The organism is Photobacterium nomapromontoriensis (assembly GCF_050336815.1).
Classification (GTDB): domain Bacteria; phylum Pseudomonadota; class Gammaproteobacteria; order Enterobacterales; family Vibrionaceae; genus Photobacterium; species Photobacterium nomapromontoriensis.
Genome location: NZ_JAKJSL010000032.1, coordinates 28,560 through 54,498, shown reverse-complemented (window position 1 = coordinate 54,498; position 25,939 = coordinate 28,560). Strand labels below are relative to the sequence as shown.

The following is a 25,939-nucleotide window of genomic DNA, read 5'->3' as shown; positions in this document are numbered from 1 at the left end:
CTTCTCATCATTACTGACGGTATTTCGCATCAGAGTCATTTGGGGTACCACAAGTAATGGCCGATGTTATAGAACAAGATCCAACTCATCAAACGCTGCAAGAAGTCAACCAAGCGCTTGAAAACGGCATGTTTGTCCATGTCCGCCGTATGCTCCAAGACATGGAGCCGGAAGATATTGCCCATCTGCTCGAAGCCTCTCCCCCCAAAGAGCGTCAAGTCCTGTGGCAACTGACCGATCCTGAAGATCAAGGTGAAATCCTTGATGAACTATCAGAAGATGTCAAAGACGGTATTGTCGCTCAAATGGCCCCGGATAAACTGGCAGCCGTGACCGAAGGCATGGAAACCGATGATGTTGCTTACGTACTCCGTAGCCTGCCCGATCGAAAATACCAAGAAGTACTGGCACAGATGGACGCCACCGACCGCCATCGCGTCGAGAAGGCGCTTGCCTATCCCGAGGAGAGTGCTGGCGGGATCATGAGCACCGACTTCATCACTATCCGTGGTGATGTCACCGCTGATGTGGTACTGCGCTACCTGCGAATGAAGGGCGAATTACCTGAAGCGACCGATGCGCTCTACGTGGTCGATCAGAACGAAAAGCTGATCGGTTACCTCTCGCTCTCAACACTGATTACGACCCAACCGGACATCGAAATTCATGATGTTATGGAAGATGCAGACGAAGCCATCCCAGTTGATATGGACGATGGTGAAGTGGCTAATCTGTTCGAGCGACGTAACTGGCTCTCCGCCCCGGTCGTTGATGCACACTATCAACTGGTAGGCCGTATTACCATCGATGACGTGGTTGATATTATTCGTGAGGATGCCGAGCACTCGATGATGAGTATGGCCGGTATGGATGATGACGAAGATACTTTCGCCCCAGTGGTAAAATCGGCCAAACGACGCAGCATTTGGCTCGGAGTCAATGTCCTTGCCGCTCTTGCTGCAGCCTCCGTATCCAACATGTTTGAAAGCACGCTTGAACAAATGGCGTCCATTGCTATTTTAATGACTATCGTCCCCTCAATGGGCGGGGTGGCAGGAAACCAGACGGTTGCCCTCGTGATCCGGGGATTAGCCGTTGGCCACATTGGTGATACCAACACCCGCTGGCTACTCAGTAAAGAAGCCCGGGTCGGCTTGTTAAATGGTTTGTTATGGGCTGTCATTATCGGTGGTGTTGTCGTGGTCTGGAAAGGTAACCTACTGCTTGGCGCGATTATCTCCGGTGCAATGCTCACCAATTTAGTGGTTGCTGGCATCGCGGGAGTCTGTATTCCTATTATGCTCAAGAAGATGAAAATCGATCCAGCGCTAGCAGGTGGAATGGCCCTGACCACCATCACGGATATTGTCGGCTTGTCCGTCTTCCTTGGTTTGGCCACTCTGTTCTTAGTCTAAAAGGCCCTAACAGCTGCCAGATCATGCTTGATAACATAAAATAAAAAAGCGAGTACCTAACTGGGCACTCGCTTTTTTGTTTGATCATTATCGTGACGTTACCAAGCCGAGCAAGCTCGGATTACTCACCCGCAATCTTCATGCTATCAAGCAACATCGAACCCGTCTGAATTTGACTGCGCATTTCGGTATCAGTACCGATTGCCACAATATTACTCATCATCTGCTTAAGATTTCCGGCAATGGTAATTTCACTGACCGGATATTGGATTTTGCCATTTTCAACCCAGAAACCGGCTGCGCCACGGGAATAATCACCTGTGACGATATTGACGCCCTGACCCATCAACTCCGTAACTAGTAGTCCGCGATCCATCTTTTTCAGTAACTGTTCAAAGCTCTCACCCGTTGACTTCACTAACCAGTTATGGATCCCGCCCGCATGGCCTGTTGGCTGACGTCCCAGTTTACGCGCTGCGTAACTGGTCATCAGGTACGTCTGCAAGACACCATCTTGAATAATTTCCCGATCAAACGTCGCCAAGCCTTCACTGTCAAAGGGGGTACTCGCCATACCGCGCAGAATATGCGGACGCTCGCTGATATTCATCCATTCAGGGAAGATCTGTTGATCCAGTTTATCTAGCAGAAACGAGGACTTACGGTACAGGTTAGAACCACTGATCCCCATCACCAAATGACCAAACAACCCAGTGGCAATATCAGCAGCAAACATCACCGGGGCTTCTCGGGTAGACAGCTTACGCGGGTCAACCCGACTGGCCGTACGTTCTGCTGCATGACGACCCACCGCTTCTGGTGTCCAGAGATCATCAGCTCGGCGAGCCGAAGTATAGCTGTAGTCTCGCTCCATCTCGCCATTTTTGCCAGTCGCTATCACACAGCAGCTGGTACTATGACGGCTTGAGGCGTAGCTTGCCAACATACCATGACTATTACCATATACCCGGATCCCATAATGGCTATCATAGCTCGCGCCATCACTTTGTTTAATCCGTGGGTCAAAATCCAGCGCGGCTTGCTCTGCACGGGCGGCAATTTCAGCTGCATGATCCGGCTCGGGTTCATCAGGGTGGAACAAGTCGAGATCGGGAATATCTTTGGCCATCAACTCAGCCGGGCCAGGTCCTGAAAATGGGTCTTCCGAGGTATAACGAGCGATTTCCAGTGCTGCCGCAACCGTTTGGGCTATCGCCTGCTCACTCAGATCCGACGTCGAAGCACTCCCTTTACGCTGGCCTCGGTATACCGTAATACCCAACGCCCCATCGCTATTAAATTCAACGTTCTCAACTTCGCACATTCGGGTCGAGACACTGAGCCCGGTGGTTTTATTGATCGCCACTTCCGCCGCATCAGCTTGGCGACCAGCCAATTCTAACGCCTTTGCCACCGCCGCTTCTAACTCAACGCGCTGCTGAGCAACCTGTTCTTTCACATCCATACTTTTATATTCTCAATAATGGATTTACCCAGCTGTCTCTCGCAACGCCCCGGATAAGCCAATGAAATCGGTATTACTCTTAGGATAACACTGACCGTGCTGATTTTGTGCCCCAAATCACGATTAAACTGGTAAAATAAAAATCAAATGTAATAGCAATGAGCCTGTTATGAGCCGTAAGAATCAAAAAGCCCCATGGGAACCTGAAGAAGAGATCATCTGGGTCAGTAAATCTGAGATGAAGCGTGATATGGATGCCCTGCAAAAAATGGGCGAAGAACTGGTTGAGCTAAAGCCAGGTGCGCTGGCAAAAGTGCCGCTAGATGAAGATCTACTAGAAGCGGTTAAAGATGCTCAACGCTTCAAAAATGAAGCCCGCCGTCGCCAGTTGCAGCGTATTGGCAAGCTGATGCGCCAAGTTGAACTAGAACCAATCCAAACGGCATTGGATAAGCTAAACAACAAACATTCGCAAACGACAGTCATGCTCCACAAGCTGGAGAAAAAACGTGACAAGCTGATCGAAAATGGCGACAGCATGATCAATGCGATTATGGTTGATCATCCGACAGCCGACCGCCAGCACTTACGTCAGCTTGTTCGTCAAGCCGCGAAAGAAAAAGCACAAGAAAAACCAGGGAAAGCCTACCGCGAGATCTTCCAGATCCTCAAAGCGCTGTACCTTGAAGACTGATGCACTTTTCAGTTAAACAAAAATGCCAGCCCTGATAGGCTGGCATTTTTTATATCTCGATGTTTATCTTATAAGCGTAAACATAACTGTCGGTTATATCACAACAGTCAATAATAACTATTGAGTACCGCCTACCGTCATTGATTCAATTTTCAAGGTTGGCTGACCTACGCCTACAGGCACACTCTGCCCAGCTTTACCGCACACGCCGACACCACGATCTATCTCAAGATCATTGCCGACCATTGAAACCTGCTGCATCGCTTCGATACCACTGCCGATCAAGGTTGTCCCTTTGATAGGGCGAGTGATCTTACCGTTTTCGATCAAGTAAGCTTCTGAGGCGGAAAACACAAATTTACCCGACGTAATATCGACCTGACCACCACCAAAATTCGGGGCGTACACGCCCTTCTTAACACTGGCGATGATCTCTTCCGGCGAATGCTCACCCGGCAGCATATAAGTATTGGTCATACGCGGCATTGGCAAATGCGCATAAGATTCACGCCGCCCGTTACCTGTTGGATCGACCCCCATTAAACGCGCATTGTGTTTATCTTGCATGTAGCCTTTTAGCTTGCCGCCCTCAACCAGCACATTGTACTGACCGGGGGTGCCCTCATCATCGATATTAACCGAGCCTCGGCGATCTTTCAGGGTACCGTCATCAACAATGGTGCACAGGCTTGACGTTACCTGCTGGCCCAACTGACCTGAGAACATGGATGATCCCTTGCGGTTAAAGTCACCTTCCAAGCCATGACCGACCGCTTCATGTAAGAGAACCCCCGGCCAACCGGCACCCAATACAACAGGCATAGTCCCCGCGGGAGCCTCATCAGCATCAATATTGATCAGCGCCTGACGCAGAGCTTCATCGGCATAGTTCAGCGCAATCGACTTACCATTCTCTTCACCAAGGAAATATTCGTAGCCATAACGACCACCGCCACCCGCACTACCGTGCTCGCGCTTATCGCCTTTTTCAATCAATACACTAATAGACAAACGCACCAGCGGGCGGATATCGGCAGCATAAGTCCCATCCAGTGCCGCAACTAAGATCTGCTCATAGACACCATTAATGCTGACAGAGACTTCTTTTGCCATCGGCTCTTTAGTGCGAATATAGCAATCAATTTCTTGCAGTAATGCGATTTTCTGGTGCTTATCAAAACTGTTAAGAGGGTTAACCGGATCATAAATGCCTGCATACATCGTCGGTACAAATGCTTGTACCTGACCATTACCACCACTACGGCTGATCCCTCGCGCGGCTTTCGCACTTTGGGTTAATGCCAACTGGTTGATTTGATCAGAATAGGCAAATCCGGTTTTCTCACCAGATACCGCACGTACACCAACCCCACGGTCAATATTAAACGAGCCATCTTTAATGATGCTGTCTTCCAGCACCAGTGACTCATGCCAGCACGACTGGAAATAAATATCGGCATAATCAATATTACGTGCCGCTACCAGACCCAGTGTTTGGTTTAGCTCTTCACGTCCCAGCCCTGCTTGGGCTAGCATGGTATTCTCTACAGTTTCCAGCGTCATTAACTTTGCTCTTGTGATAATTGCCAACCTGACAGCTGTCAGTTAGCTTTCGCGTTGGTGAATACCTAATCTGGCATGCTCGACCAATGGCATATTTTTTCGGATGGCGGCACTGAGAGTTAAATCAATATCAGCCACCATCACCCCGGTTCCCTGCTGCTGACAGGCAACAATCTGGCCCCAAGGATCGATGATCATTGAGTGCCCCCAGGTTTCTCTGGATTCATTGTGCTCTCCCCATTGGGCAGCCGCAACTACCCAACATTGGGTTTCAATCGCTCTGGCCCGCAGCAGCAATTCCCAGTGCGCCTTACCTGTTACTTTGGTGAATGCCGCAGGGACAACAATAATATCGGCCCCTTGCTCACGTAACGCAGCATAAAGCTGTGGAAATCGGACATCATAGCAGATAGATAGACCTATCTTGCCATACGGTGTCGAGACCACTTTAATCGCATCGCCAGCTAAAAACGTATCCGACTCACGATAACTATGATGCTGATCGGCAACCTCAACATCAAACATATGCAGCTTATTATAATGACCCCGACAATCACCCTGATCATCAAATAACAGCGCAGTGGTCGTCACCGCCCCCTCAGGCTGACGGATCGGCATCGATCCAATCAAGACCCAGATCCCAAGCTGACGCGCCATGGCGGCTATCTCATCTTGCAGAGGGCCCGCCCCAAGCGGCTCAGCATGGCGGTGATAATCCGCCCGCGAACCGAACACTAAACAATTTTCCGGCGTAACAGCCAACTTTGCCCCCTGCAGCTGCAATCCCTTGAGCTTCTTTTTCAAGTGCTCAATATTCGTCACAGGATCCGCCCCCGAGGTCATCTGTACGATGCCAAATTTAGCCATTACACCTTCCTTTTGTATGGCGCTGGTCGCCTCTTGTCTATCACCACCAGCATTGGTCCTTTATTCTTTTGCTTTCTTTTTCAATGACTCTGGTACTTGGTATTCACCGGTAAATCGTGATAACTCGGTCACCACAGGAGCATCAATCGGCCCTTCTACGTTGTAGTTTACCTGAGTAAATACATCCAGCACTGGTGCCAGTACCGTAGAGATCGCAAACACATAGATCGCCGTCTGAGGTGCGACAGCAAATGCCGTCAGTACCGGGATCCCAGAGGTAAAATCAGGGATAAACTTAACGTGTGCATCCACGGTTTCATTGACAAGATTAGCACTTCCCTGAATAAACATATCACCAGCCAGTGCTTGCATCTTGATATCGTCGGTCTCAAATACCCCATTATCAATGCGGCCACTACCTCGGATATAGTTAAAGGCCAAGCCATCATCAAAGATACCGGAAAAGTCCAGTTGCATCTTACGGATCAGTGAATCAATACTAAACAGACCCAGCAAACGGCCAGCCCCTCCAATATCACTGATCACTCCCTGACCCGTTTCTGATTTCAGCTCACCGGTCAAGGTTTCACGGTGCATCGACCACGGTGCCCCCTGCCATTGAATGGAGGCATAAGTCGAAAATTCGGCCCCCTGGATCCCACCCGAAATACCAAAACGGCCCATCAAATCCGAACTGTTTTTACCTTCAATATCAAAGGCTATCTGGGTTTCGCTGCGATCGCCATGCAGGGCCCAATGCCCATCAAGATTTAACGTGGTGGCACCAGAATCAATGGTAAAGTTTCTCAACTCTAGCATATTCGTTTCGCGACGAAGTTTGCCTGAGACTTTGCCCAATCGATATCCCTGCAACCAAGCATCATCCAACTGTAAATCCAAGGCTGGCATATTGGCCATCATACTACGATCAAAGTCCGTCACCGGAGGTACGTCGCTCTGCGGCTGATATTTGGCCGTTGCAGCAGCCTCCGCGGCGTTATCGTCAACTGGCAAGTTCAGATGTAAGGTCGACAGATCAATCTTAAGCGGCTTTCCTTGTGGCCACTGTGCCACCCCTGTGGCTTCTCGGCTGTCGAGGTCAATTTGCCACAATGATGGCTGGTGTTGCGCGTAGAGATCCACGTGGTTCCAGTTGAGCGATGCCAGCTTAAGCTGCTTCACCTTGGCCGTCACCCGAGTCGGCAACGGTAACTCAGGCATTATCGTCGGCTGTCCCGGTATCGCCTGTGCTTCAACCTTATCCACCACCTCGTTCACTAATGCAATCCAGCGATCACCATCGATATGATCACTCACGATACTCACACCATGCACACCATGCGCCATCGACGGTAACGCGACGGGCCCAATGGCCAGTTCACTGGCATCAATCACCAAACGATCCGGGACTAAATTCAACTTCACCTGTGAGCTCACATCCAGTGCGGTCAGTTTAGCAATCAGCGACTGCTTATTACCTGTCACAGCCAGATTGACCTCCTGCTGACTGCCCGCATCCAATGCTAGCGGGTAAGGTAACTGGCTGTCGACATTTGCAAGTGCTGCGCTAAGATCTAGCTGGTAATCAAAACCGATATCATGCAGATTCACCCCAATGTTACCCTGCCACTGGCTGCTGCCACTGACATTAGCAAGCAGTGGATCCTGAAGCTTTTTCTGTAGCGCCGCAAGCAGCCAATTACCCTCTAAACCGACATCAACCCGATAACCACCGCGGGCGACACTATTACCGGTAAAATCAAGCGTAATGGGCTGATCCAGTAACGATGCCGTTATTCCTTTTGCTTCAACCACATCATTGTCAAAGTGGATCTTACCGCTAACATGCTTCAGCGGGATCGGCGGGGTATCGAGCATCACCTGATTATCCACCAGTGTGGCCGATCCCCATGCTCTGACATCGGTACTGTCAAACGGGATATCCAGTTTGAACGATGAAGTCACCGGACCATCGACCTGAACCGTCGTTAACGCCGCCCCAACCGAATCAACCAACGGTGTCGCCAGCATATAATCACGCACTTGCTTGCCATCAGCTGCAACATCAATGGCCAGCTTAAGGTGGCCATTTTCAATTAGCTCGGCCTTGCCCGTGACCCGTGATGCCATCGCCCCCATGGTTTTAGCATGGTGGCCATTGAGGTACATAAAATCATTTTCAAACAACAGATCCAGATCCAGATCCGTCAGCTCCGGCCAGGCGGTATCAAAACTAAACATGCCTTTACGGATCGGCACAAAAGCTTGAAACACGCCATCATGATGCGCATAAGGAAAGGTCTCTAAGTCACCGTACCACAACAGTTTTACATCTTTCGCTCGGCCGCCGCGAATGGCCGTTGAGAGGTAGTCGGTCAACTCATGCCCTAACGCGGGTGTGGGCAGATAACGCCAGGTTTCCCCAACCTTATTCGCTGATGCCTCACCATAAAATGACAACCATGCGGGAGCATCTGCGGGGAAATCCAATCGAAACTGGCCATCGGCTTTAAGGTGCGGGGTCGTCACCACCAAGTGATCGCTCCACAACCGCCAACCGTCATCTCCTACTTGCCAGTAGGCTGTCACATCACCTTGACGGATCGGTAACGGTGCCTGAAAAACGTCACCATACGGCAAGCTATCATCAGTAAGAGAAAGCACAGCCCGGCCTTCAGCCAGACTCCCCGCCACCTGAGCGTTCAACTTATGAATGCCGGGTAATAATTCCCATTGATTCACGGCCAATTGCAGGGCATTAAACGAAAACCGGGGAGCATCAGCACCCGTAGCAGCAATTCGGATATCATTGACCAAGCCTCGCGGCTGCATTTGCGTCAACATCTTGGCCGCCGTACTGTCTGGCGGAAGAAAGCTTACCAATGGCTGTAAGGGGGCTAGAGATAAAGTATTCATCGCTAATTGCCAGCCCTCTGGCTCCCATCGGGCTGCCACATCCAAAGCCGGCCACTGTGACTGATCGGTCTCAATCACCATTTGATCGGTGTTAATTCGCCAGCCCTGTCGCCCGTCTGGACGCGGGAGCGGAACAAGGTTAACAAGTCCATTCACGATCTTTAGCTGATGCTTATCATCCCCTAATTGCCAGCGGAGAAAACTATCATCCAATGTCATTTGGCTCTGTAGCAATTGACCATGATCAACCGTTAGCCAAACTTGGGCATTAAGGTTACTGCCTGTAACATGGGCATCAGTCAGCAAATCACTCAGTAATTCTTTATTCAGCCAAGGGGTCAATGACAGGTTACGAGCTTGTACATAAATCTTACCCGAGAGTTCAGACCATGTTGTTTTATCTGATAAGTTAGCAATCACTTGCATCTGGCTAAAATGGGTATCAGCAATGCTGATTATCCCTTCTGCCCGCCGTTGACCGTTATGCACATCCCACTTAAGCTGCTGAATATCAATGGTCAACCGCTCCCCCGCAGGAGACGTCAAGGTAATATCAGAATCTCGAATGGAAAACTGTCCCAGCTGAACAAATAGTAATGATTCAATATGACGAATAGTCGCCATCTGACTATCTGCACGGGAGGTTGAAGCGGCGGGAGAGAACGCATTCAGTTGAGTAAGATCCAGACTCATCTGATCGATGCGCAAATCGCGAAATACCGGGCTTACACTCAATAATGAACGCACCAGATCCAGTTGTACTGAGACGTCTCCGACCTGCACGACCGATCCCGGGGTATCCGGCATGTTGACGCTAACCCCTTGCAGCACTAAAGAAGGGCCTAAGTTACGCCAAGATCCTTCAACATGGGCAATCTCTAGGTTCATTTCCACCTGTTCAGATACCCATTGCTGGATCGGTTCTCGGTAATCATTAAGCTGGGGAAGGATAAAACGCAGGCCGCTAATCGCAACAGCGGCCAGTACCAACACTGTCAGTACTAGCCACATTACGCCACGCACCAGCCGAACTGGAACTGTCGTCACTCAACTGCCTCGCGATTACATCATTACAACGTCAAACTGCTCTTGGATATACAGCGGCTCTGGTTTGATTTTTACTTGCTTGCCAATGAAAACTTCTAGCTCAGCAAGGGCATGGTATTCATCCCCAGCTAATACCTCACCAACGGCAGGTGATACATAGACTACAAACTGATCCGCATCATAGGCACGGTTAACTCGGGTGATTTCACGTAAAATTTCATAACACACGCTTTCAACCGTCTTCACTGTGCCGCGACCTTCACACGTCGGGCAAGTGCCGCACAGTACATGTTCAATACTTTCACGGGTGCGCTTACGGGTCATTTCAACCAGTCCAAGCTGAGTGAATCCATTAATATTAGTCTTCACCCGATCATAGGATAGCGCTTGCTCTAAAGCGATCAGAACGCGGCGTTGGTGATCAGTCAGTGACATATCAATAAAGTCAATAATGATGATCCCACCAAGATTGCGTAGTCGTAACTGGCGCGCAATGGCTTTGGTCGCTTCAATATTGGTATTGAAGATCGTCTCTTCCAGATTGCGACGGCCGACAAAGGCTCCCGTATTGATATCCACCGTCGTCATGGCTTCGGTTTGATCAATGATCAGATAACCGCCCGATTTCAGCTCTACCTTACGATCCAGTGAGCGCTGAATTTCATTCTCGGTATCATACAGATCGAAAATAGGCTGCTCACCCGGATAATACTCCAGCTTATCACTCAGCTCTGGCACAAACTCGTCGGTAAATTCCTTGAGTTTTTCGAACCCCAAACGGGAGTCAACCAAAATGCTGTCAAGCTCAGTACCGACAAAATCACGTAAGATACGCTGCGCCAGACCCAACTCTCCGTACAGCATGGATTTCGGCTTATATTTGGCTCGACGTTCTAACACTTTGCGCCATAAATGCTTGAGGAATGCGGCATCCTGAGCCATCTCTTCCGAGGTCGCCCCTTCCGCAGCCGTACGGATAATGAAGCCGCCTAAATCGTCGCAATACTCATTCACGACGCTTTTCAAACGCTCTCGCTCAGCTTCGCTCTCAATGCGCTGTGATACGCCGACGTGGCTGGCCCCTGGCATAAACACCAAATAGCGCGACGGCAGTGTTACATCCGTCGTCAGGCGTGCGCCTTTGGTACCCAGTGGATCTTTGACCACCTGTACCACTAAATCTTGCCCCTGACGGACAAGTTCAGAAATATCGCGAACTTGAAATTGTTGCTTCTCGTTTTCCGCCACACATTCCGTATGGGGAACAATGTCTGACGCATGAAGAAACGCGGCCTTATCCAAGCCGATATCAACAAAAGCAGCCTGCATACCCGGCAACACCCGGCTAACACGACCTTTGTAAATATTACCAACAATACCGCGTTTAGATTCACGTTCGATATGTATTTCCTGGAGGGTGCCCGCCTCAATCATAGCAACGCGGGTTTCGCTTGGCGTTACGTTAATTAGCAGTTCTGTGCTCATGGTTGCCTCTAAATTTATAAACTTAAAAAGTTTTGAACCATGATGTCGGTTTCCACTAACGGTAACCCCACCACAGCGTAATAACTGCCATCGATACGCTCGACAAACTTGCCACCAATTCCCTGAATGCCATAGCTACCCGCCTTATCCTGAGGCTCGCCGCTCTGCCAGTAGGCTTCTATTTCGTGCTCTGACAGCGTTTTAAACCAGACGTCAGTCACCACTAACTTGGTTTGCTGTTGCGCTGGTGTTGCGAGAGTCACTGCGGTCATGACCTGATGACGACGCCCTGACAGCAACTGCAACATACGCTTGGCATCGTCAAAATCCTTGGGTTTTTCGAGAATAGTATTATCCACGACCACAATGGTATCCGCACCCAGTACCGGGCAGTGATCCGCCGTTTTATTGACCCCAGCCATTGCCTTATCCATAGATAGCCGCTGAACATAATCCGCCGGTGATTCATGAGGCTGGTGCTGCTCTTCAACATCCACAACAACCCGTTCAAAATGGTAGCCAAGCTGGATAAGGAGTTCTTTGCGGCGCGGAGAGCCTGAGGCCAAATACAGTTGCGGTATCGACATGATATCATTCATTCAGTTTGGTGTGATAAATCAATGCGATCCATTCAAGTTAGCTCGCTGAGTATGGTTACACCCTAGCATTGAACAGATCGCATTGGAAAATAATTTAGCGAATTGAGAGCTTCCGGCGCATCCGCCGTAATAGCAGGAACAACCAAGGCCACAACAAAAAGTTAAGCAAAACCGCCCACAATCGTTCCGGATCAAAGGTAATGGCTGATACCAAATATTCCGCCCAAAACTCAACCAGCTTACCCGCTAGCGTCAGCAAGGCTATCAATATTGCCTGCTGCCATAAAGAGAGATTACGCAGAATCTGAAAATTCAGTGCGACAATATAGCACAGCACTGACATCATCAGCCCTCTGACCCCCAAAGTGGATCCCAGCATGAGATCCCATAGCAGGCCTAGCAATAATGCTGTCCCGACATTGACCCGGTGCGGCAAGGCCAATACCCAGTAAAATGCCACCAAAATCACCCACGAAGGCCTAAATGGCTCCAGCACTCCGGGCCAAGGGGCAATTTGCAAAATCAACGCCACAATGAAAGACAGCCAAATCCAAAGGCGGCCATGAGCCCGACTATTTGCCACTTTTGAATTCTCCTTCGGTTAACGTTTCACGCGGGGTCGGCCAGACCAATAACAGGTAACGCAAACGGTCGAATTCGACCGTTGGGCGTGCCTTGATCTGCGCAAACGGACGCTTATTATCAAAAGAAAATTCCGTCACATGAGCGACCGGATAGCCCTCAGGGAAGCGTCCGCCAAGCCCAGAGCTCACCAGCAAATCCCCGACTTCAATATCGGTACTACTCGGCACATGCTCAAGCTGGATTTGATCTATCAACCCACTGCCCGAGGCGATCACTCGAATATCATTACGCACCACCTGAACAGGAATAGCATGTGTTGGGTCAATCAATAATAGTACTCGGCTATTATGGGCCCCAACATAAGAAACCTGACCAACAATGCCTTTTTCATTGATCACTGGCTGACCTTCATAAACGCCATCAACTCGGCCTTTATCGATCATCACCTGGTGGCTGTATGGATCGGAATCAATAGCCATGACTTCAGCTATCAGCTTTTTTTCATCACGAACAAAAGGTGAGCCTAATAGCTCTCGAAGACGCTGATTTTCTTGTTTTAACTGGTCAAGCAGTAACACGTCACTCTGCTGAACCAACAATTCGCGCTGTAATACTTTATTCTCAGCCAAAAGTCGTTGATGGGAGCTCAATTGCCCGGATACACCATCCAGTAAATCACGTGGCAAATTCGCAGCATACTGCAAAGGAGAAATCGCCGAGTTCAACAAATAGCGAACATTGGCGAAGGCATCAAGACGACTGTCGGCCAGCATAAGGCCGACCGACAGTAAAATGGCAAGAAACAGGCGCAATTGCAGGGAAGGCCCCCTGCCAAAGATAGGTTTCATTTAACGCGATAACCTGTTTGTCTGCATACCCAAAAGGGCATTATTCTTCGCTAAATAGATCGCCACCATGCATATCGATCATTTCCAGCGCCTTACCGCCGCCACGGGCAACACAGGTGAGCGGCTCATCAGCCACTACGACTGGAATTCCTGTTTCTTCCGTTAGCAGGCGATCCAGATCGCGCAGCAGTGCACCGCCACCCGTCAATACCATGCCACGCTCAGAGATATCAGACGCAAGCTCTGGTGGACACTGCTCAAGAGCAACCATCACCGCAGAGACAATGCCAGTCAATGGCTCTTGTAGCGCTTCTAAAATTTCATTGGAGTTCAGGGTAAAGCTACGAGGTACACCCTCAGCTAGGTTACGGCCACGCACTTCAATTTCACGCACTTCGTCACCCGGGTAAGCCGAGCCGATTTCATGCTTGATACGCTCAGCCGTAGCTTCACCAATCAGGCTACCGTAATTACGGCGTACGTAGTTGATAATCGCTTCATCAAAGCGGTCACCACCAATACGCACAGACGATGAGTACACCACACCGTTCAGTGAGATAACAGCCACTTCCGTGGTACCACCACCGATATCGATCACCATTGAGCCGGTCGCTTCAGACACGGGCATACCTGCGCCGATTGCTGCGGCCATTGGCTCGTCAATCAAATACACTTCTCGTGCACCCGCACCTTGTGCCGATTCACGAATCGCACGGCGCTCAACCTGAGTAGAACCACAAGGTACAGCCACCAGCACGCGAGGGCTCGGACGCAATAAGCTATTGTCATGCACCTGCTTGATAAAATGCTGAAGCATTTTCTCTGTCACGTAAAAATCAGCGATAACGCCATCCTTCATCGGACGGATTGCTGCAATATTACCCGGCGTACGACCCAGCATCTGCTTAGCATCGTGACCGACGGCAGCGACGCTCTTAGTTGCTCCAGCGCGATCCTGACGGATCGCAACGACTGATGGTTCATCTAGTACGATGCCCTGTCCTTTGACATAAATAAGGGTGTTGGCGGTACCCAAGTCAATAGACAGGTCATTAGAAAACATGCCACGAAGTTTTTTAAACATAGTCTTCGGCTAATCCTGCAAGCATACAAATTCGTTAAATTGCGCTAAATGTATCAAGGGGGGCGGATCGAGACAAGGCAAGGATTGTCAAACCTGCCACAGATCCGCATTTTATTTAGTTGAGCAATGTATTAATGCCCTTTTCACCACGATAAATGACGCGATCGTTGCCACGATGAGCGCCGAACGTCACCAGCGCGGATGGATTTTCATCACCGAGGCCTCGCCAATTATACAGCAACCAAGGCTGTGATTGACCATTACGAGAAACATGCCCAGCCTCACAGCTAATCACATTGTCATCGGGTTTGACTTTACCGGGTTGGGTACTGACCAACTTCTGCCAGAAACGCACTTGCTCTCGGTACAACGGCTGCTGATGTGGGATCGCAATAAAATCACCGGAATCAGTATTGCCTGAAACCACATGACCCGCGCCTAACGTGTAAGACGCGCTCTCTATCTCATTGTCTGACTGAGCTAGCACCTGTTTACAGGCGTAGCGGCCATCAAACTGAGATATATTGTCAGCATGATTACGCTCAAATTCCATCCCGTTCCAGTATTCAGTCCGTAGCGGAATAGCCAGCTGACTGAATGAACGCCCGCCGACATCATCCATGACCATCCGCCCATAGCGGATATCCGGCCGTGAGTGCCATCTCTGACCAATTTGGGTTGTGACCGCATCCACGACCTTAAGTTCACTCTCCCCCTCTGAATCACGGGTATAAGACCAGTCAAGAGGATCATGAGCCGGTTTGATAAACAAGCCCATCCGGGTATTGGTGGCATCAAACGGTCCGTCAGGTTGACTGACCCGCATATCAGCTGCGCGGTTACCTTCGGTATAATGACGCACAAACGTAAACTGGCTGTCATCAACATTCAACAGTGAATCACCATTATCGCCTTTTATCCATGCTGAACCCGGCCATGCCCATGTATAAGGAGCCCCGGCTCGCGTGGCGTATTCCACTCGTGGAGCCAAGGTATTTTCAGCATCTTCCGGTTGGGTCACATCCGCAACCATTAACTCGACACCCGCTTTATTTGCATCAGCAAACAGGCGATAGTTTTTCACGGCATTACCGGCAATATCTCCCGCGCCCTTCGCAAAAGCGCCTACCGAGAAATTAATGCTAAACGGCTGATCCATGTAAGCAAAGCCTGATTGCCCACTCGGATAGCTGAAGCTATCGCTATTCAACTGAAAGTATTTCGGATAAAAACGTCCTACCTCTCGGTATCCCGGATTGATATCCATACCCAAGTAGCTATCCGCCGTATCTGCCGTTAACTTAATGCTGCCCACTTCACTCCAACTCAACGCAAAAGGCTGACTCTTGAGTGCGGTATTTGGCTTGGCTTCCCCCCCCATAAGAGTGCCAGCAACAGCACCTGATACCGCTGGGCTCATTAGCGTATGGGTTAACGATACCTGCGCACGGGGCGCCTGCTGATGGTAAAAGTTTTCAGTTACCAATCGGCCACACATCCCCGAGCTGTCCACCGCGGCTTGAGGATCGCGAATAGACACGTAACGATCGCCGCTTTGCCATATCACTGGTTTCACCACGGTATTAAAGGTTTCTCCTGCTGCGATAAAACCGTTACCACTGCGGGATGTCCCATTCGCCTTTTCGATATCTGGCAGACCTGAACGGCATAACGCAAAGGTATAGGGGCGGCTATAAACTGTTGCCGTCCCCACTAATCCATCCCACCCGCTGGGTAATTGCTTAGGCGATACTGATGATCCCGTCAACGCAGCGATATCACACTTATCCTTGGTACATGTTGGATCGGATACGGTGAGTGTCAGCTCACCGGCATCCTGATAGAAAATAGGAATATTGGCGGCAACCCCATTATGAAAGGCGAAAGACCCACTGCTTCGCTGCCACTGCCTGGTCCCGGCGGTATTCGCTAAAAAGATTGCATCGTGACGGCTATTGCTTACTGCTGGCTGATTATAATCCGTACTGAATGTCAGCGCTTTGGGACCGGTATATTCGTTGATCACACTATCACCACTGCTGCACGCCATAGCTTTGATCGTAATGGTACTCGGCATTCCCGCCACTAAGGGCACCGGATTGGGGGTAATCGTAAAGCCCCCAGGCAGGAACTGATAGCTGCCAGTAGGCACAGGGCCACTCAACCCTTCTATGGTGGCGGTGACGGTCAATTCACCTAAATGATCACTGGTGAACCACAACGGGATCTGATTTTTAGCCGCTGGCGATACCGCAAGACTGAACGTCTCCCCATCACGGAAACTTACCCCTGGATTACTCGCATTGATCTCACGCGTCGACCAATGCCCCGCCGCGGGTTTGCCTTGCTTCGCGCGAATAGTGACTTGGATCTCGCCATCAAACGGTATCCCACTGCCGTTATCTGCCGCCAGCGACAATAAGATCTGTTGGCTGTCACACAACAAGTTTTGCTCAGAGGTTGGTGATAATGACAGCTCAAAATCCGGCGTGGTTTCAAAACAGCTGCTCTTACCGTTGATCACGGTACTGGGTGCAAAACTGCTACTATTCATTTCCAGACGGGCTGCAGTCACCGCACCGGTGACAGAAGTGACCTCACAATTTGAACGGCTTGAGCACTGTCCACCAGCCATCGTTACTGTGCCTTCTGAATACACCAAGCCTGTGATTTTGCTGCCTTTACTCAAATCAACATTAATGGCATTAAAGTAGCTAGTATGCGCATAAATCTGTACTGAATCAGGAACACCATTAATCGGTGACAGGGTTGAGTAAGGACCAACCGTTAATTGCTTGGTATGGATCACCACCTTGCCATGCGTCACAATGTGGCTGCTTGAATTGATATTAATCGTTTCAAACCAATAGGTACCGGGGTACAGGTGCAGTGTTGTCCCGTTGTTGAGATCCAATAAGCGAATTTTCTCACCGGCACCATCACGCAACACTTCAGTTTTAGCGGTATGATTGCCCATTGCGAACGTACTGTATTCCGTCAGTGTATTATCACCCGTGTACCACGGTGCATTTCTGCTCGCTTCAACAAAATCCCCCAACTCTAATTTCTTTGCCCAACGATTAGGCTGTGCTTGCCCGGGAAAATTACACTGTTCGCCATCACAGTTATTGCGACCGTTCCCAGCAGTACGGAACCATAAGTAACGATTCCCCCTCTCTGCATACGTGCCAGTGATTAAGGCTTCATGTCTCAGAAAAGCTTTATTCCTATTGCCATTCCATTCCCATGTCTGAGCTGGTCCGGGAAACACATCACAGGTATCTTCACTGACCTTGCGCTGGAACGCCATAAAACCAATTTCTTCATCATGGTGCTTTCGTTCCGTGTCTTTATACAAGTCTTCATCATTGACAAAACTCACCTCGTATTCGCCCGGATCATCCTCTTCAGCTTCTAAGCGACAGAGGCGAAGCCAGCCGCCGTTCGGGCCAAGACGGGAGTTTTTCGACGCAATAATAAAAGGCAGTTCAGAAAAACCATACGGTATATCTGATGTCTCTTCACACTGGCGCAAAACCGATTTCGTCACCTGATCAAATTTTTTAAGATCGTTAGACAAGGTATTTTCTGTCTCTCCCGCCCCCATCGCAAACTGCAGCCCTTTGTACGTCCCCCGTCCTTCTGCAACTATATAAGCCACTTCTCTAGATGTCCCGGTATAGTGCCCCTGGGCCCGTAATTCTGAACGATCCAAAGCAACGTATGCTCGATGAGAATCCGTGTCGACTAATGGCACTATCGGCGTGATCCACTGTGCTTCATCCCCCAGTTGATGGGCCATACCATAACCTTGAATACTGACTAAGATCCCAGGATGATCAAATTCACGTGAATAGTTTAGAGGTGTGGTAATATTTCGGTAGTTTCCACCCTTTCCCGCTAAATACTTATTCACATCAATGCTACCCGCTTCAATCCGCCCTCGTTCACCCAGATTCAAGGTGCCCGGCTCGATCGCAAAATACCGCACCGTCTGCATCGGTATGGTCTCAAGGCAGTAGTTTGTATTGGTATTTGGAGAACACTTTTTCCCCATCGGCTCCAGCTTGATATTGTTCTTTAACGGCGCGATATACTGGCGAAACGTTGCTCCAGTGGTGGTAACATCAATTAAGCGCAACGTGGCGGGAGCATCTCGTCCATCTCCTTCCGTAATCGTCGGCATCAAAAAGACCAGAGGTTTGGTGGTGAATGGCTTATCAAATTCAATCTGGCAAGACTGACCATCATGGCCAAAACAGCTGGCAAGCCCCTGATCGGCCAATTTATATTCACCAAACTGAAACTCCAACGCCATTGCCGAAAAAGAGCACAACGCGCAGAGAAACAGTATAAGGGTATGGATAATTTTCATTCTTGGTTAGCCTCTAAATCCTTCGCCCAGGTCTCTTGAATACGGGTTGTCGCAAAGTTACCCGTGCCACAGGTCGCGCGACTTTCCAGCTGATATTTATGGGCGGGTTGGCCATTATCACTATACTCAGACTGGGTGCAGGTCACCGTTACACGCTGACAGGAAAATGCACTGGCATTGAGGGTATATTGGGTGCAGGCAACCGGAGACGAAGCCTTCTGTCCGAGTGGAAACAGTTTGCTCAGCACATATTCATTACCGGAATGCGCGGCATACCAGGCCCGGGTCGAAAACACTTCTCGGGTGGTCAGATCCTGTCCGGACCAGTCAATTCGAATCATTGCAGCCGCAAATAACGCCATCACGGTAATAACAAATATCGCCACAATTAAAGCGCTGCCACGCTGCTTGCTATAAAACATTCATCACCTGCACGGTATGATCATAACTAAAGGTTTCACCACTTTTAGGGTTATTCATTATCAGGCCAATGTGCACCATGCCATTGTTTTCTAATCCTGCGCCGGCGGCATCAAAATCCATGGCTTTGATATGTTCACCCAGTACAACGTCATTTCGCATCAGTAGGTTTCCCGCTTGGCAATAGGAGACCGAACCGCCATAAACATACGCACGCTTCGCAGGAGAGGTGAATGCGAGAGGACGATCAATAACAACAGATACACTACCACTGTCGGGCTTTCCTAACGTCACCTGATTGATATGATTAGGATCGAACTGATAACTACTGGCTGATGGTAACCCCACCGCAAGGGCAAGATTCCCCCTCTTAGGTATGGCTAACCAATCGGCTGCCGAACCCAATGTCGGTACTATGCTGATCGTGGTTGTAGAGGGATCACCCTGATAAAATCCCGCATACCGGATCGGATAAAACGACAAGCAACGGCCATTAACCTGAATGCTATTTGGGGCTGCGTGGCGAATTTCCCGGGTCATTTTTTCCAGAATAAAACGCGCTTCGGCCTGAAAACGATCACGACTCACCGTGCTGATGTAACCTTCGGTACCAAGCTGAATATACCCGCCAATCGCCAGCGATATGATCCCCAAAATCACTAGCGCCATCACCATTTCTATCAGGGTAAAGCCTTGCTGACGGAAAACAAGAATACGCTTAGCCATCAGTAATTACTCCGGTAGCCGACAAAGTCATACTGACCATAGCGGCCGGTATCAACATCAACCACAATCCGCTTATGGTGATGAGGATCCCCTCCGGTATCGCTTTGAGGCTTTAATCCATCGTCATAGGTAACGTCCACTCTGACGGTCATATTATGATATTGATCGTTATTCGCCGTATCGTCGGCCAGCAGGTTATCCACCTCCCCCCGCCAAGGATAGTGTTGACTGTTATAACGCTGGCCACATAACGAAAAATCGCCCCAGCAGCCATGAAAATCATCCACATCATTGGCGACACCGGGTACTAATCCCCAGCCGAGCTGCTTATTGGTCTGCGGATCCAGATACTTGAAATATTCAATACTATTCCCTTGTGCATCGACTTTATCGCGAGGCCAGCGTCCTGATGCTTCAGGTGTCGTGCAAGGATTCGCACCTTTTTCACCACAGCGCACCACACTGTCGCCAAACGGGTCGGACTGCTCATCAAATTTACGCGCCAAAATAGCATTGAGAAATGCATTACCCACCGCTGCCGCCCGCGCTTGATAGTATGAGGTCGCTGAACGCTCTGCCTGTGGAAACAGAAAACTGGTCAAGGTCACCATAGCGATCCCGAGGATCACGATGGTAATGATCCCCTCAATGAGGGTGAAGCCCGATTGCCGTTTACCCAATAGCGGTCTATAACGTGCAGTCATTGATATACCCCTCGCTATTAATACACAGGCTAGCCTGCTCACCGTTGCGGGCCGTGATGGTGATTTCACAGCGCGTCTCGGTACAGACTCGCTGCTGTTGTCGGTTTTTTACCGTGGTTGGGCGGCCGAGCATATCGAAATACAGGTCAACGGACCTAGTATTGGGGTGCGCACCGTCTTGAAACGTAAATGAGACCCGATCTGCTTCTGTGGTAAGCATTCGGGTCGAGGTGGCATTCGCGCTACAGGACGGAGAGGCTGGCGTTCCCAAGGCTGACGGTTTGACGACCAACGCAAGACAAGTATCCGGAGAGGCTAGGTTAACCGGGTTATTCATACCCAACAGCTGGATCTGTCGAGCCATGGCTATCGCTTGGTCGCGAACCACGATGGCATCAAAGCTGCTGCGGCCAATCAGACGTGACATAGCCGTCACACTGAGGATCCCCAGCAGGATAATGACAATAACAAGTTCGATGAGAGTAAAGCCTCTCGGGGATCTGGGCATGCAGCACCCTGAATATATATATGGACGGGAAGAGGTGCTATTTATTAAGCGCATGTACCATCACGCGCTTAATAAATAGCGCTCAACGAGCGCTATTTATAGATTAGTTGGCGCTAGCCTCACAACCATTACCTAATGTGACAGATGTAGTTGCAGCTGCGGAGCTGGTTGCTTGTGTGTAAGTCACAGTACAATTTGATGTGGTTTTATTACCTTTGTAGGTATAAACAACATTGTTACCGCCTTCTGAAACAAATTGCCAGTCATTCTGTAGGCCATTAACCACAAGGTTCAGTGCAGCAGATGTTGCAGCGGGGTAACCATAAACAACAGGGATACCGGCCACTGTCTGACCAGATGCCACGCTTTCTTTGCCTTGTACTGCTGCTTTACCAAATGTAATGCCTGCAGCACCTTCAATTGCACCTTTCAAGCCCTGAAGAGCACTGGCACGCGCATCATCTTGCAGGTTCAAAAAACGTGGTGCAGCAGTCACTGCCAAAATGCCCAAGATTACAATAACAACCACTAACTCAATCAGCGTAAAGCCACCTTGACGTTTCATACATTTCCTCTTTGATTAATATGAATACATTTAACGTATTTCTGTTTGCACCATGCCCTTAGCAGGCTGGTAAGTAAAATAATGACCTGAGGTCACATTCGTTGATCCTTTGCCATCACTACCCGCTGATGCCAGCTGATAGTAACGACATGCATGCTGACTGCCTTCAGTCACCAGCTCGGTATAAAACAAGTTATTGCCATCTTTGGCATCCGTCAGGGTACTGGTGACCTTCGGCGGGCTTTGCAATAGATTACCCATCAAATCAACGCAATCGCTGACTGTCATGGTGGCAATCGTTTTATTGCTCAGCGAAACCGGGTAGCCGATACGAGGGGTATTGGCATCACCTTCCTGAGTCAGGTAAATATCAGTGCCGTCGTAATCGACCATATTGCGGCCATCCGTCTCTGGTCGGCCATATGCTTCCCATTGCGCACGAACTGATAGTACTGCGGTTGCATAGCTACCTGCGACCCCTTCAATAGCCGCTTTCTTGGCCTCATCGGTCACATTCATGAATCGGGGTAATGCAACCACCGCCAATAATCCGACAATAATAATGACGATGACCAACTCGATTAAGGAAAAACCCGCATTTTTATTCATCATCACCACCAACAACTACTCTATATTGTCAAATCAACGTCACCGTTGTTCGGGTGGCGTCAAAAAAACGTTAGTGTGCATTGTCTCATTTTCATAGAATAATGCCAGCCATTTTCCATCACCAACCTGGTAATAACATGAATTATAAAAGCCTGATCGCACTTCACTTTTACTGATTACGTCACTGTATTTTACCGGTGCGACTCTGGATGAGAGTAATTCCCATGTTTTTGCGCAATCAACTTGCCCATTCTGCCATACGACAGGCCAGCCTTTTTGCGTATATGCATAAGGAATTCCATCAACAACAGCATGAGATGGCTTATGAGCAAACTCCCACTCTTGGTGCAAAGCAGAAGCACTGGTTTGCAGGGTCTGCGCCAACACTTCTGCCCTCACCTGTATCGCTTTATCATGAACCGAATGTGATTCAAATAACAACACACCAATCAGCAACAGTATGACCGCCCCCCAGATAAAATAACGGGGATACCGAGAGGAATAATAACTAAGCACCGCGGGCGACATCCAGTAACCCCCACATCGGTAAAAAGATCCCTAATGCGAGTAACAACACCATGCCAGCCACAACAACCAGCAGGATAGGCTCAATTCTGGCGGTTAGGGTCTTAAGATCATAATCGACTTCGCGATCATAAAAATCTGACGCTTCAAGCAGCAGATCATCAACCTGACCAGTTTCTTCACCCACCGCTATCATCTGCAACACCAGCGGTGTAAAGACCCCTGACTGACTTGCGGTACGCGCAATACTGCTGCCGCCTTCAATGCCATTTTTCATCTCAATCAGACGCTTTTCCAAATAGCGATTACCCAATGCTTCTGCAGCCATTTGAATTGCCGTATTAAGTGGTACCCCGGCTCGAAGCATCAAAGCAAAAGTGCGAGAAAAGCGCGACAGCTGGGCACGATTAATAATATCACCCACAATTGGCACTTTTAATCGCCAGCGATCCCACTTCTCGCCGCCCGCCGCAGTCTGACGCCACATCCGGATCCCAATCCAGCTCACAACCAAGGCCCCCAACATCAGTGGCCAGTAATTGACAAAGAAATTTGAGGTAGCGATCAAAATTCGAGTTGGCAACGGTAATTCAACCCCGAACCGACTGAACATCGAGGCAAACTGCGGGATCACCTTTATATTGAGGACAGCCATCGCAATCATGATGGCGGAAATCACAAAGATGGGATAGCGCATCGCCGATTTGATCTGGCGGCGAGTTTCCATCTCCTGCTCATAATACTGCGCTAATTGGAGTAGTGACTCGTCAAGCCGACCAGTATTTTCACCGACGCTGATCATTGAGATAAACAGATCAGAAAATACCCGAGGGTGCATTTTCATCGATGATGACAATGCCTTACCATTGGTCAGGTCAATCACCACCTCATCAAGCGTCTGTTTCATCAATGGGTGGCTGGTGCTCTGCTCTAACCCGCGGATAGCTCGAAGCAGAGGGATCCCTGCTTTGGTCAGGCTATACAGCTGACGACAAAAAATCACCAGTACTTCCAACGGAATCCGGCTCTTGAACAGCTGTTCGAAATCCAACCCGCCAGATTCACTTCTGCCTTCACGGATCTCAAGCAGGATGATCCCTTGACGCATCAACATATCGATAGCCGCATCTTGAGACGACGCCTCAATTTTGCCGCGCTGCAAATCTCCCGAGGCGACACGGCCACGGTAGTTAAATACTGGCATTACAGATTCCTGCTAACGGTTAAACAAGGTCGGTGTCAAAAACGTCACCATCCCCCAGCAACAATACCTCATCAAGGCTTGTCACCCCTTCCAACGCCAACTCCATCGCCGTTTCGACCAACGGCTTATACCCCTCTGACTCACGCGCCAGTTGGGTAAATAACACCGTATCGCCGCCGCGGAGAGCGTCCATCATAGCCGTTCTCATCTCTAGTAATTCGAACACCCCGATCCGTCCCCGGTAACCCGTAAAGTTACAGCTCTGGCAACCATGGCCATGGATAAATGATCGCCCGACATGCGACGGGAAACGAGCTTTGAGCCACTGTTGTTTAGCTTGATCCAAGACTTCCGGCTCACCACACTCACGGCAGACTCGGCGCACCAAGCGTTGTGCCAACACTGCACGTACTGCGCTGGCCACCAGATAACCAGGCGCTTCCATATCAATCATTCGCAGCGCACTGTCAATCGCATCGTTGGTGTGCAACGTCGAGAGCACAAGGTGACCTGTCAGGGCCGAACGAAGACCTATTTCAACGGTCTCCTGATCACGCATTTCCCCCACCAGAATAATATCGGGATCCTGACGTAAGAAGGTACGCAGAATGGAGGAGAAGCTGAGACCAATTTTGCTGTTTACCTGAACCTGATTGACCCTTGGTAAACGATATTCAACCGGATCTTCTGCGGTGATCAGCTTCTTACCCGGCTTATTCAATTCATTGAGGGCACCATACAGAGTGGTGGTTTTACCTGAACCGGTCGGGCCGGTGACCAAAATCATACCGTGAGGCCGTCGCAGCTGGCGGCGAAAGCGCTGTAAAATAGCCTCCGGCATACCGACTTGTTCTAAGCTCAAAATCCCCGCAGACTGGTTCAGCAAACGCATCACCACCGATTCACCATACTGAACCGGCATGGTCGAGACCCGCACATCCACGGACTGCCCCCGGACTTTCATATTAAAACGACCATCCTGTGGCAGACGTTTTTCCGAAATATCCAACCCACTCATCAGCTTAAGGCGTAACACCAGCGCCGATGCCACACTTGATTCCTTGAGCAAGGTCTCATGCAGCACGCCGTCAACCCGTTGACGAATACGCAATACATCACTATCGGGCTCAATATGGATATCTGACGCCCCGACCTGAATCGCATCTTCAAATAGCGAGTTAATCAGCTTAACAACGGTGACTTCATTTTTATCACTGTCATCAAAACCAAAATTGTAATCAGAAACATTCTGGTGCTCAGCCTGAAGCTGCTCAGCAAAAGACGCGATTTCCTGGGTCCGGCGATAATAGCGGTCAAACGCGGCGATCAACTGGTACTCAGGCGCAATCACCAGCTCTACCCGATATTGGGCCAGCTGGTTATATACCGCTTCTTGAGCCGCGAGATCGGCAGGATCACTCATCGCAACCCGAACCGTACCATCACGCTCACTGATCACCAGTGCACGCAGGCGACGGGCATGTACTTCCGCCAACAACTGCACAGCATTCATGTCGACGGTGAGTCGGTTGAGATCCACCAACGGAATATCAAGCTGCTGCGCCAAAAACTGCAGCATCTGCTGTTCTGTCAAGAACCCCATACTGATCAGGGTATCACCCAACTTACGACCCGTTAACTGCTGATTATCCAGCGCACGGGCAAGCTGTTCAGGCGCGATGATCCCCTCTTCGATCAGGAGATCACCCAAGCGTTTACGTAATCGAATTGGCAT

Annotated in this window: 21 protein-coding genes; 2 read left to right on the top strand and 19 right to left on the bottom strand. The window is 49.7% G+C overall.

Annotation, left to right across the window (positions count from 1 at the left end; translation table 11 throughout):
* The first annotated feature begins 56 nt into the window (after positions 1-56).
* Positions 57-1,415, top strand: coding sequence for a magnesium transporter (gene mgtE, locus L4D12_RS13925; protein WP_428448453.1), 1,359 nt, complete (start codon positions 57-59; stop codon positions 1,413-1,415).
* A gap of 121 nt (positions 1,416-1,536) precedes the next feature.
* On the opposite strand, the gene pmbA is transcribed toward mgtE, so the two are convergent.
* Positions 1,537-2,880 carry a metalloprotease PmbA gene (pmbA, locus tag L4D12_RS13920; RefSeq protein WP_428448452.1) on the bottom strand — a complete coding sequence of 448 codons (1,344 nt, stop codon included), beginning with the start codon at positions 2,878-2,880 and terminating at the stop codon, positions 1,537-1,539.
* Between the two features lie 169 nt (positions 2,881-3,049).
* On the opposite strand from pmbA, the gene yjgA reads away from it, so the two are divergent.
* Positions 3,050-3,574 carry a ribosome biogenesis factor YjgA gene (gene yjgA, locus L4D12_RS13915; protein WP_428448451.1) on the top strand — a complete coding sequence of 175 codons (525 nt, stop codon included), beginning with the start codon at positions 3,050-3,052 and terminating at the stop codon, positions 3,572-3,574.
* Positions 3,575-3,691: 117 nt separating this feature from the next.
* Here the strand turns inward: yjgA and tldD are convergent, their stop codons facing one another.
* From tldD to L4D12_RS13825, 18 genes are all read right to left on the bottom strand, one after another.
* Entirely contained in the window at positions 3,692-5,137 is a 1,446-nt protein-coding gene (gene tldD, locus L4D12_RS13910; RefSeq protein WP_428448450.1) for a metalloprotease TldD, read from the bottom strand.
* Positions 5,138-5,179: 42 nt separating this feature from the next.
* Complete coding sequence (locus L4D12_RS13905; RefSeq protein WP_428448449.1) at positions 5,180-6,004, bottom strand: carbon-nitrogen hydrolase family protein; 825 nt, start codon at positions 6,002-6,004, stop codon at positions 5,180-5,182.
* A gap of 60 nt (positions 6,005-6,064) precedes the next feature.
* Complete coding sequence (locus tag L4D12_RS13900; RefSeq protein ID WP_428448448.1) at positions 6,065-9,967, bottom strand: YhdP family protein; 3,903 nt, start codon at positions 9,965-9,967, stop codon at positions 6,065-6,067.
* Between the two features lie 15 nt (positions 9,968-9,982).
* Positions 9,983-11,452 (bottom strand): ribonuclease G, encoded by a 1,470-nt coding sequence (gene rng / locus L4D12_RS13895; RefSeq protein ID WP_428448447.1) that lies wholly within the window; start codon positions 11,450-11,452, stop codon positions 9,983-9,985.
* Positions 11,453-11,466: 14 nt separating this feature from the next.
* Positions 11,467-12,039: a Maf family protein gene (locus L4D12_RS13890; protein WP_428448446.1), complete on the bottom strand. Its 573-nt coding sequence runs from the start codon at positions 12,037-12,039 to the stop codon at positions 11,467-11,469.
* Between the two features lie 106 nt (positions 12,040-12,145).
* Entirely contained in the window at positions 12,146-12,634 is a 489-nt protein-coding gene (gene mreD, locus L4D12_RS13885; protein ID WP_428448445.1) for a rod shape-determining protein MreD, read from the bottom strand.
* Positions 12,624-13,484, bottom strand: coding sequence for a rod shape-determining protein MreC (gene mreC / locus L4D12_RS13880; RefSeq protein WP_428448444.1), 861 nt, complete (start codon positions 13,482-13,484; stop codon positions 12,624-12,626). The genes mreD and mreC overlap by 11 nt, the downstream gene beginning before the upstream one ends.
* 40 nt (positions 13,485-13,524) lie before the next feature.
* Positions 13,525-14,568 carry a rod shape-determining protein gene (locus tag L4D12_RS13875; protein ID WP_281026299.1) on the bottom strand — a complete coding sequence of 348 codons (1,044 nt, stop codon included), beginning with the start codon at positions 14,566-14,568 and terminating at the stop codon, positions 13,525-13,527.
* A gap of 115 nt (positions 14,569-14,683) precedes the next feature.
* On the bottom strand, positions 14,684-18,943 hold the full coding sequence (locus tag L4D12_RS13870; protein WP_428448443.1) for a DUF6701 domain-containing protein: 4,260 nt from the start codon (positions 18,941-18,943) through the stop codon (positions 14,684-14,686).
* Positions 18,940-19,365: an MshP protein gene (locus tag L4D12_RS13865; RefSeq protein ID WP_428448442.1), complete on the bottom strand. Its 426-nt coding sequence runs from the start codon at positions 19,363-19,365 to the stop codon at positions 18,940-18,942. Before L4D12_RS13865 ends, L4D12_RS13870 begins: the two co-directional genes overlap by 4 nt.
* Positions 19,355-20,089 carry a PilW family protein gene (locus tag L4D12_RS13860; protein ID WP_428448441.1) on the bottom strand — a complete coding sequence of 245 codons (735 nt, stop codon included), beginning with the start codon at positions 20,087-20,089 and terminating at the stop codon, positions 19,355-19,357. The genes L4D12_RS13865 and L4D12_RS13860 overlap by 11 nt, the downstream gene beginning before the upstream one ends.
* On the bottom strand, positions 20,089-20,793 hold the full coding sequence (locus L4D12_RS13855; RefSeq protein WP_428448440.1) for a type IV pilus modification PilV family protein: 705 nt from the start codon (positions 20,791-20,793) through the stop codon (positions 20,089-20,091). Before L4D12_RS13855 ends, L4D12_RS13860 begins: the two co-directional genes overlap by 1 nt.
* Positions 20,777-21,301 carry a type II secretion system protein gene (locus L4D12_RS13850; protein ID WP_428448439.1) on the bottom strand — a complete coding sequence of 175 codons (525 nt, stop codon included), beginning with the start codon at positions 21,299-21,301 and terminating at the stop codon, positions 20,777-20,779. The genes L4D12_RS13855 and L4D12_RS13850 overlap by 17 nt, the downstream gene beginning before the upstream one ends.
* A gap of 103 nt (positions 21,302-21,404) precedes the next feature.
* The gene (locus L4D12_RS13845; protein ID WP_428448438.1) at positions 21,405-21,866 is read right to left on the bottom strand and encodes a prepilin-type N-terminal cleavage/methylation domain-containing protein; all 462 of its coding nucleotides are present in this window, start codon (positions 21,864-21,866) and stop codon (positions 21,405-21,407) included.
* 30 nt (positions 21,867-21,896) lie between these two features.
* Positions 21,897-22,475 carry a prepilin-type N-terminal cleavage/methylation domain-containing protein gene (locus L4D12_RS13840; protein WP_428448501.1) on the bottom strand — a complete coding sequence of 193 codons (579 nt, stop codon included), beginning with the start codon at positions 22,473-22,475 and terminating at the stop codon, positions 21,897-21,899.
* Positions 22,476-22,514: 39 nt separating this feature from the next.
* Positions 22,515-23,003 (bottom strand): hypothetical protein, encoded by a 489-nt coding sequence (locus L4D12_RS13835; protein ID WP_428448437.1) that lies wholly within the window; start codon positions 23,001-23,003, stop codon positions 22,515-22,517.
* Complete coding sequence (locus tag L4D12_RS13830) at positions 22,984-24,204, bottom strand: type II secretion system F family protein (RefSeq protein ID WP_428448436.1); 1,221 nt, start codon at positions 24,202-24,204, stop codon at positions 22,984-22,986. Before L4D12_RS13830 ends, L4D12_RS13835 begins: the two co-directional genes overlap by 20 nt.
* Before the next feature lie 19 nt (positions 24,205-24,223).
* Positions 24,224-25,939: a GspE/PulE family protein gene (locus L4D12_RS13825; RefSeq protein ID WP_428448435.1), complete on the bottom strand. Its 1,716-nt coding sequence runs from the start codon at positions 25,937-25,939 to the stop codon at positions 24,224-24,226.

What these genes read in the sequence shown, in the direction of transcription:
- mgtE (WP_428448453.1), top strand. Translation starts at nt 57, where the DNA reads ATGGCCGATGTTATAGAACAAGATCCAACTCATCAAACGCTGCAAGAA.
- pmbA (WP_428448452.1), bottom strand. Translation starts at nt 2,880, where the DNA reads ATGGATGTGAAAGAACAGGTTGCTCAGCAGCGCGTTGAGTTAGAAGCG.
- yjgA (WP_428448451.1), top strand. Translation starts at nt 3,050, where the DNA reads ATGAGCCGTAAGAATCAAAAAGCCCCATGGGAACCTGAAGAAGAGATC.
- tldD (WP_428448450.1), bottom strand. Translation starts at nt 5,137, where the DNA reads ATGACGCTGGAAACTGTAGAGAATACCATGCTAGCCCAAGCAGGGCTG.
- L4D12_RS13905 (WP_428448449.1), bottom strand. Translation starts at nt 6,004, where the DNA reads ATGGCTAAATTTGGCATCGTACAGATGACCTCGGGGGCGGATCCTGTG.
- rng (WP_428448447.1), bottom strand. Translation starts at nt 11,452, where the DNA reads ATGAGCACAGAACTGCTAATTAACGTAACGCCAAGCGAAACCCGCGTT.
- L4D12_RS13890 (WP_428448446.1), bottom strand. Translation starts at nt 12,039, where the DNA reads ATGTCGATACCGCAACTGTATTTGGCCTCAGGCTCTCCGCGCCGCAAA.
- mreC (WP_428448444.1), bottom strand. Translation starts at nt 13,484, where the DNA reads ATGAAACCTATCTTTGGCAGGGGGCCTTCCCTGCAATTGCGCCTGTTT.
- L4D12_RS13875 (WP_281026299.1), bottom strand. Translation starts at nt 14,568, where the DNA reads ATGTTTAAAAAACTTCGTGGCATGTTTTCTAATGACCTGTCTATTGAC.
- L4D12_RS13870 (WP_428448443.1), bottom strand. Translation starts at nt 18,943, where the DNA reads ATGAAAATTATCCATACCCTTATACTGTTTCTCTGCGCGTTGTGCTCT.
- L4D12_RS13865 (WP_428448442.1), bottom strand. Translation starts at nt 19,365, where the DNA reads ATGTTTTATAGCAAGCAGCGTGGCAGCGCTTTAATTGTGGCGATATTT.
- L4D12_RS13860 (WP_428448441.1), bottom strand. Translation starts at nt 20,089, where the DNA reads ATGGCTAAGCGTATTCTTGTTTTCCGTCAGCAAGGCTTTACCCTGATA.
- L4D12_RS13855 (WP_428448440.1), bottom strand. Translation starts at nt 20,793, where the DNA reads ATGACTGCACGTTATAGACCGCTATTGGGTAAACGGCAATCGGGCTTC.
- L4D12_RS13850 (WP_428448439.1), bottom strand. Translation starts at nt 21,301, where the DNA reads ATGCCCAGATCCCCGAGAGGCTTTACTCTCATCGAACTTGTTATTGTC.
- L4D12_RS13845 (WP_428448438.1), bottom strand. Translation starts at nt 21,866, where the DNA reads ATGAAACGTCAAGGTGGCTTTACGCTGATTGAGTTAGTGGTTGTTATT.
- L4D12_RS13840 (WP_428448501.1), bottom strand. Translation starts at nt 22,475, where the DNA reads ATGAATAAAAATGCGGGTTTTTCCTTAATCGAGTTGGTCATCGTCATT.
- L4D12_RS13835 (WP_428448437.1), bottom strand. Translation starts at nt 23,003, where the DNA reads ATGTCGCCCGCGGTGCTTAGTTATTATTCCTCTCGGTATCCCCGTTAT.
- L4D12_RS13830 (WP_428448436.1), bottom strand. Translation starts at nt 24,204, where the DNA reads ATGCCAGTATTTAACTACCGTGGCCGTGTCGCCTCGGGAGATTTGCAG.
- L4D12_RS13825 (WP_428448435.1), bottom strand. Translation starts at nt 25,939, where the DNA reads ATGCCAATTCGATTACGTAAACGCTTGGGTGATCTCCTGATCGAAGAG.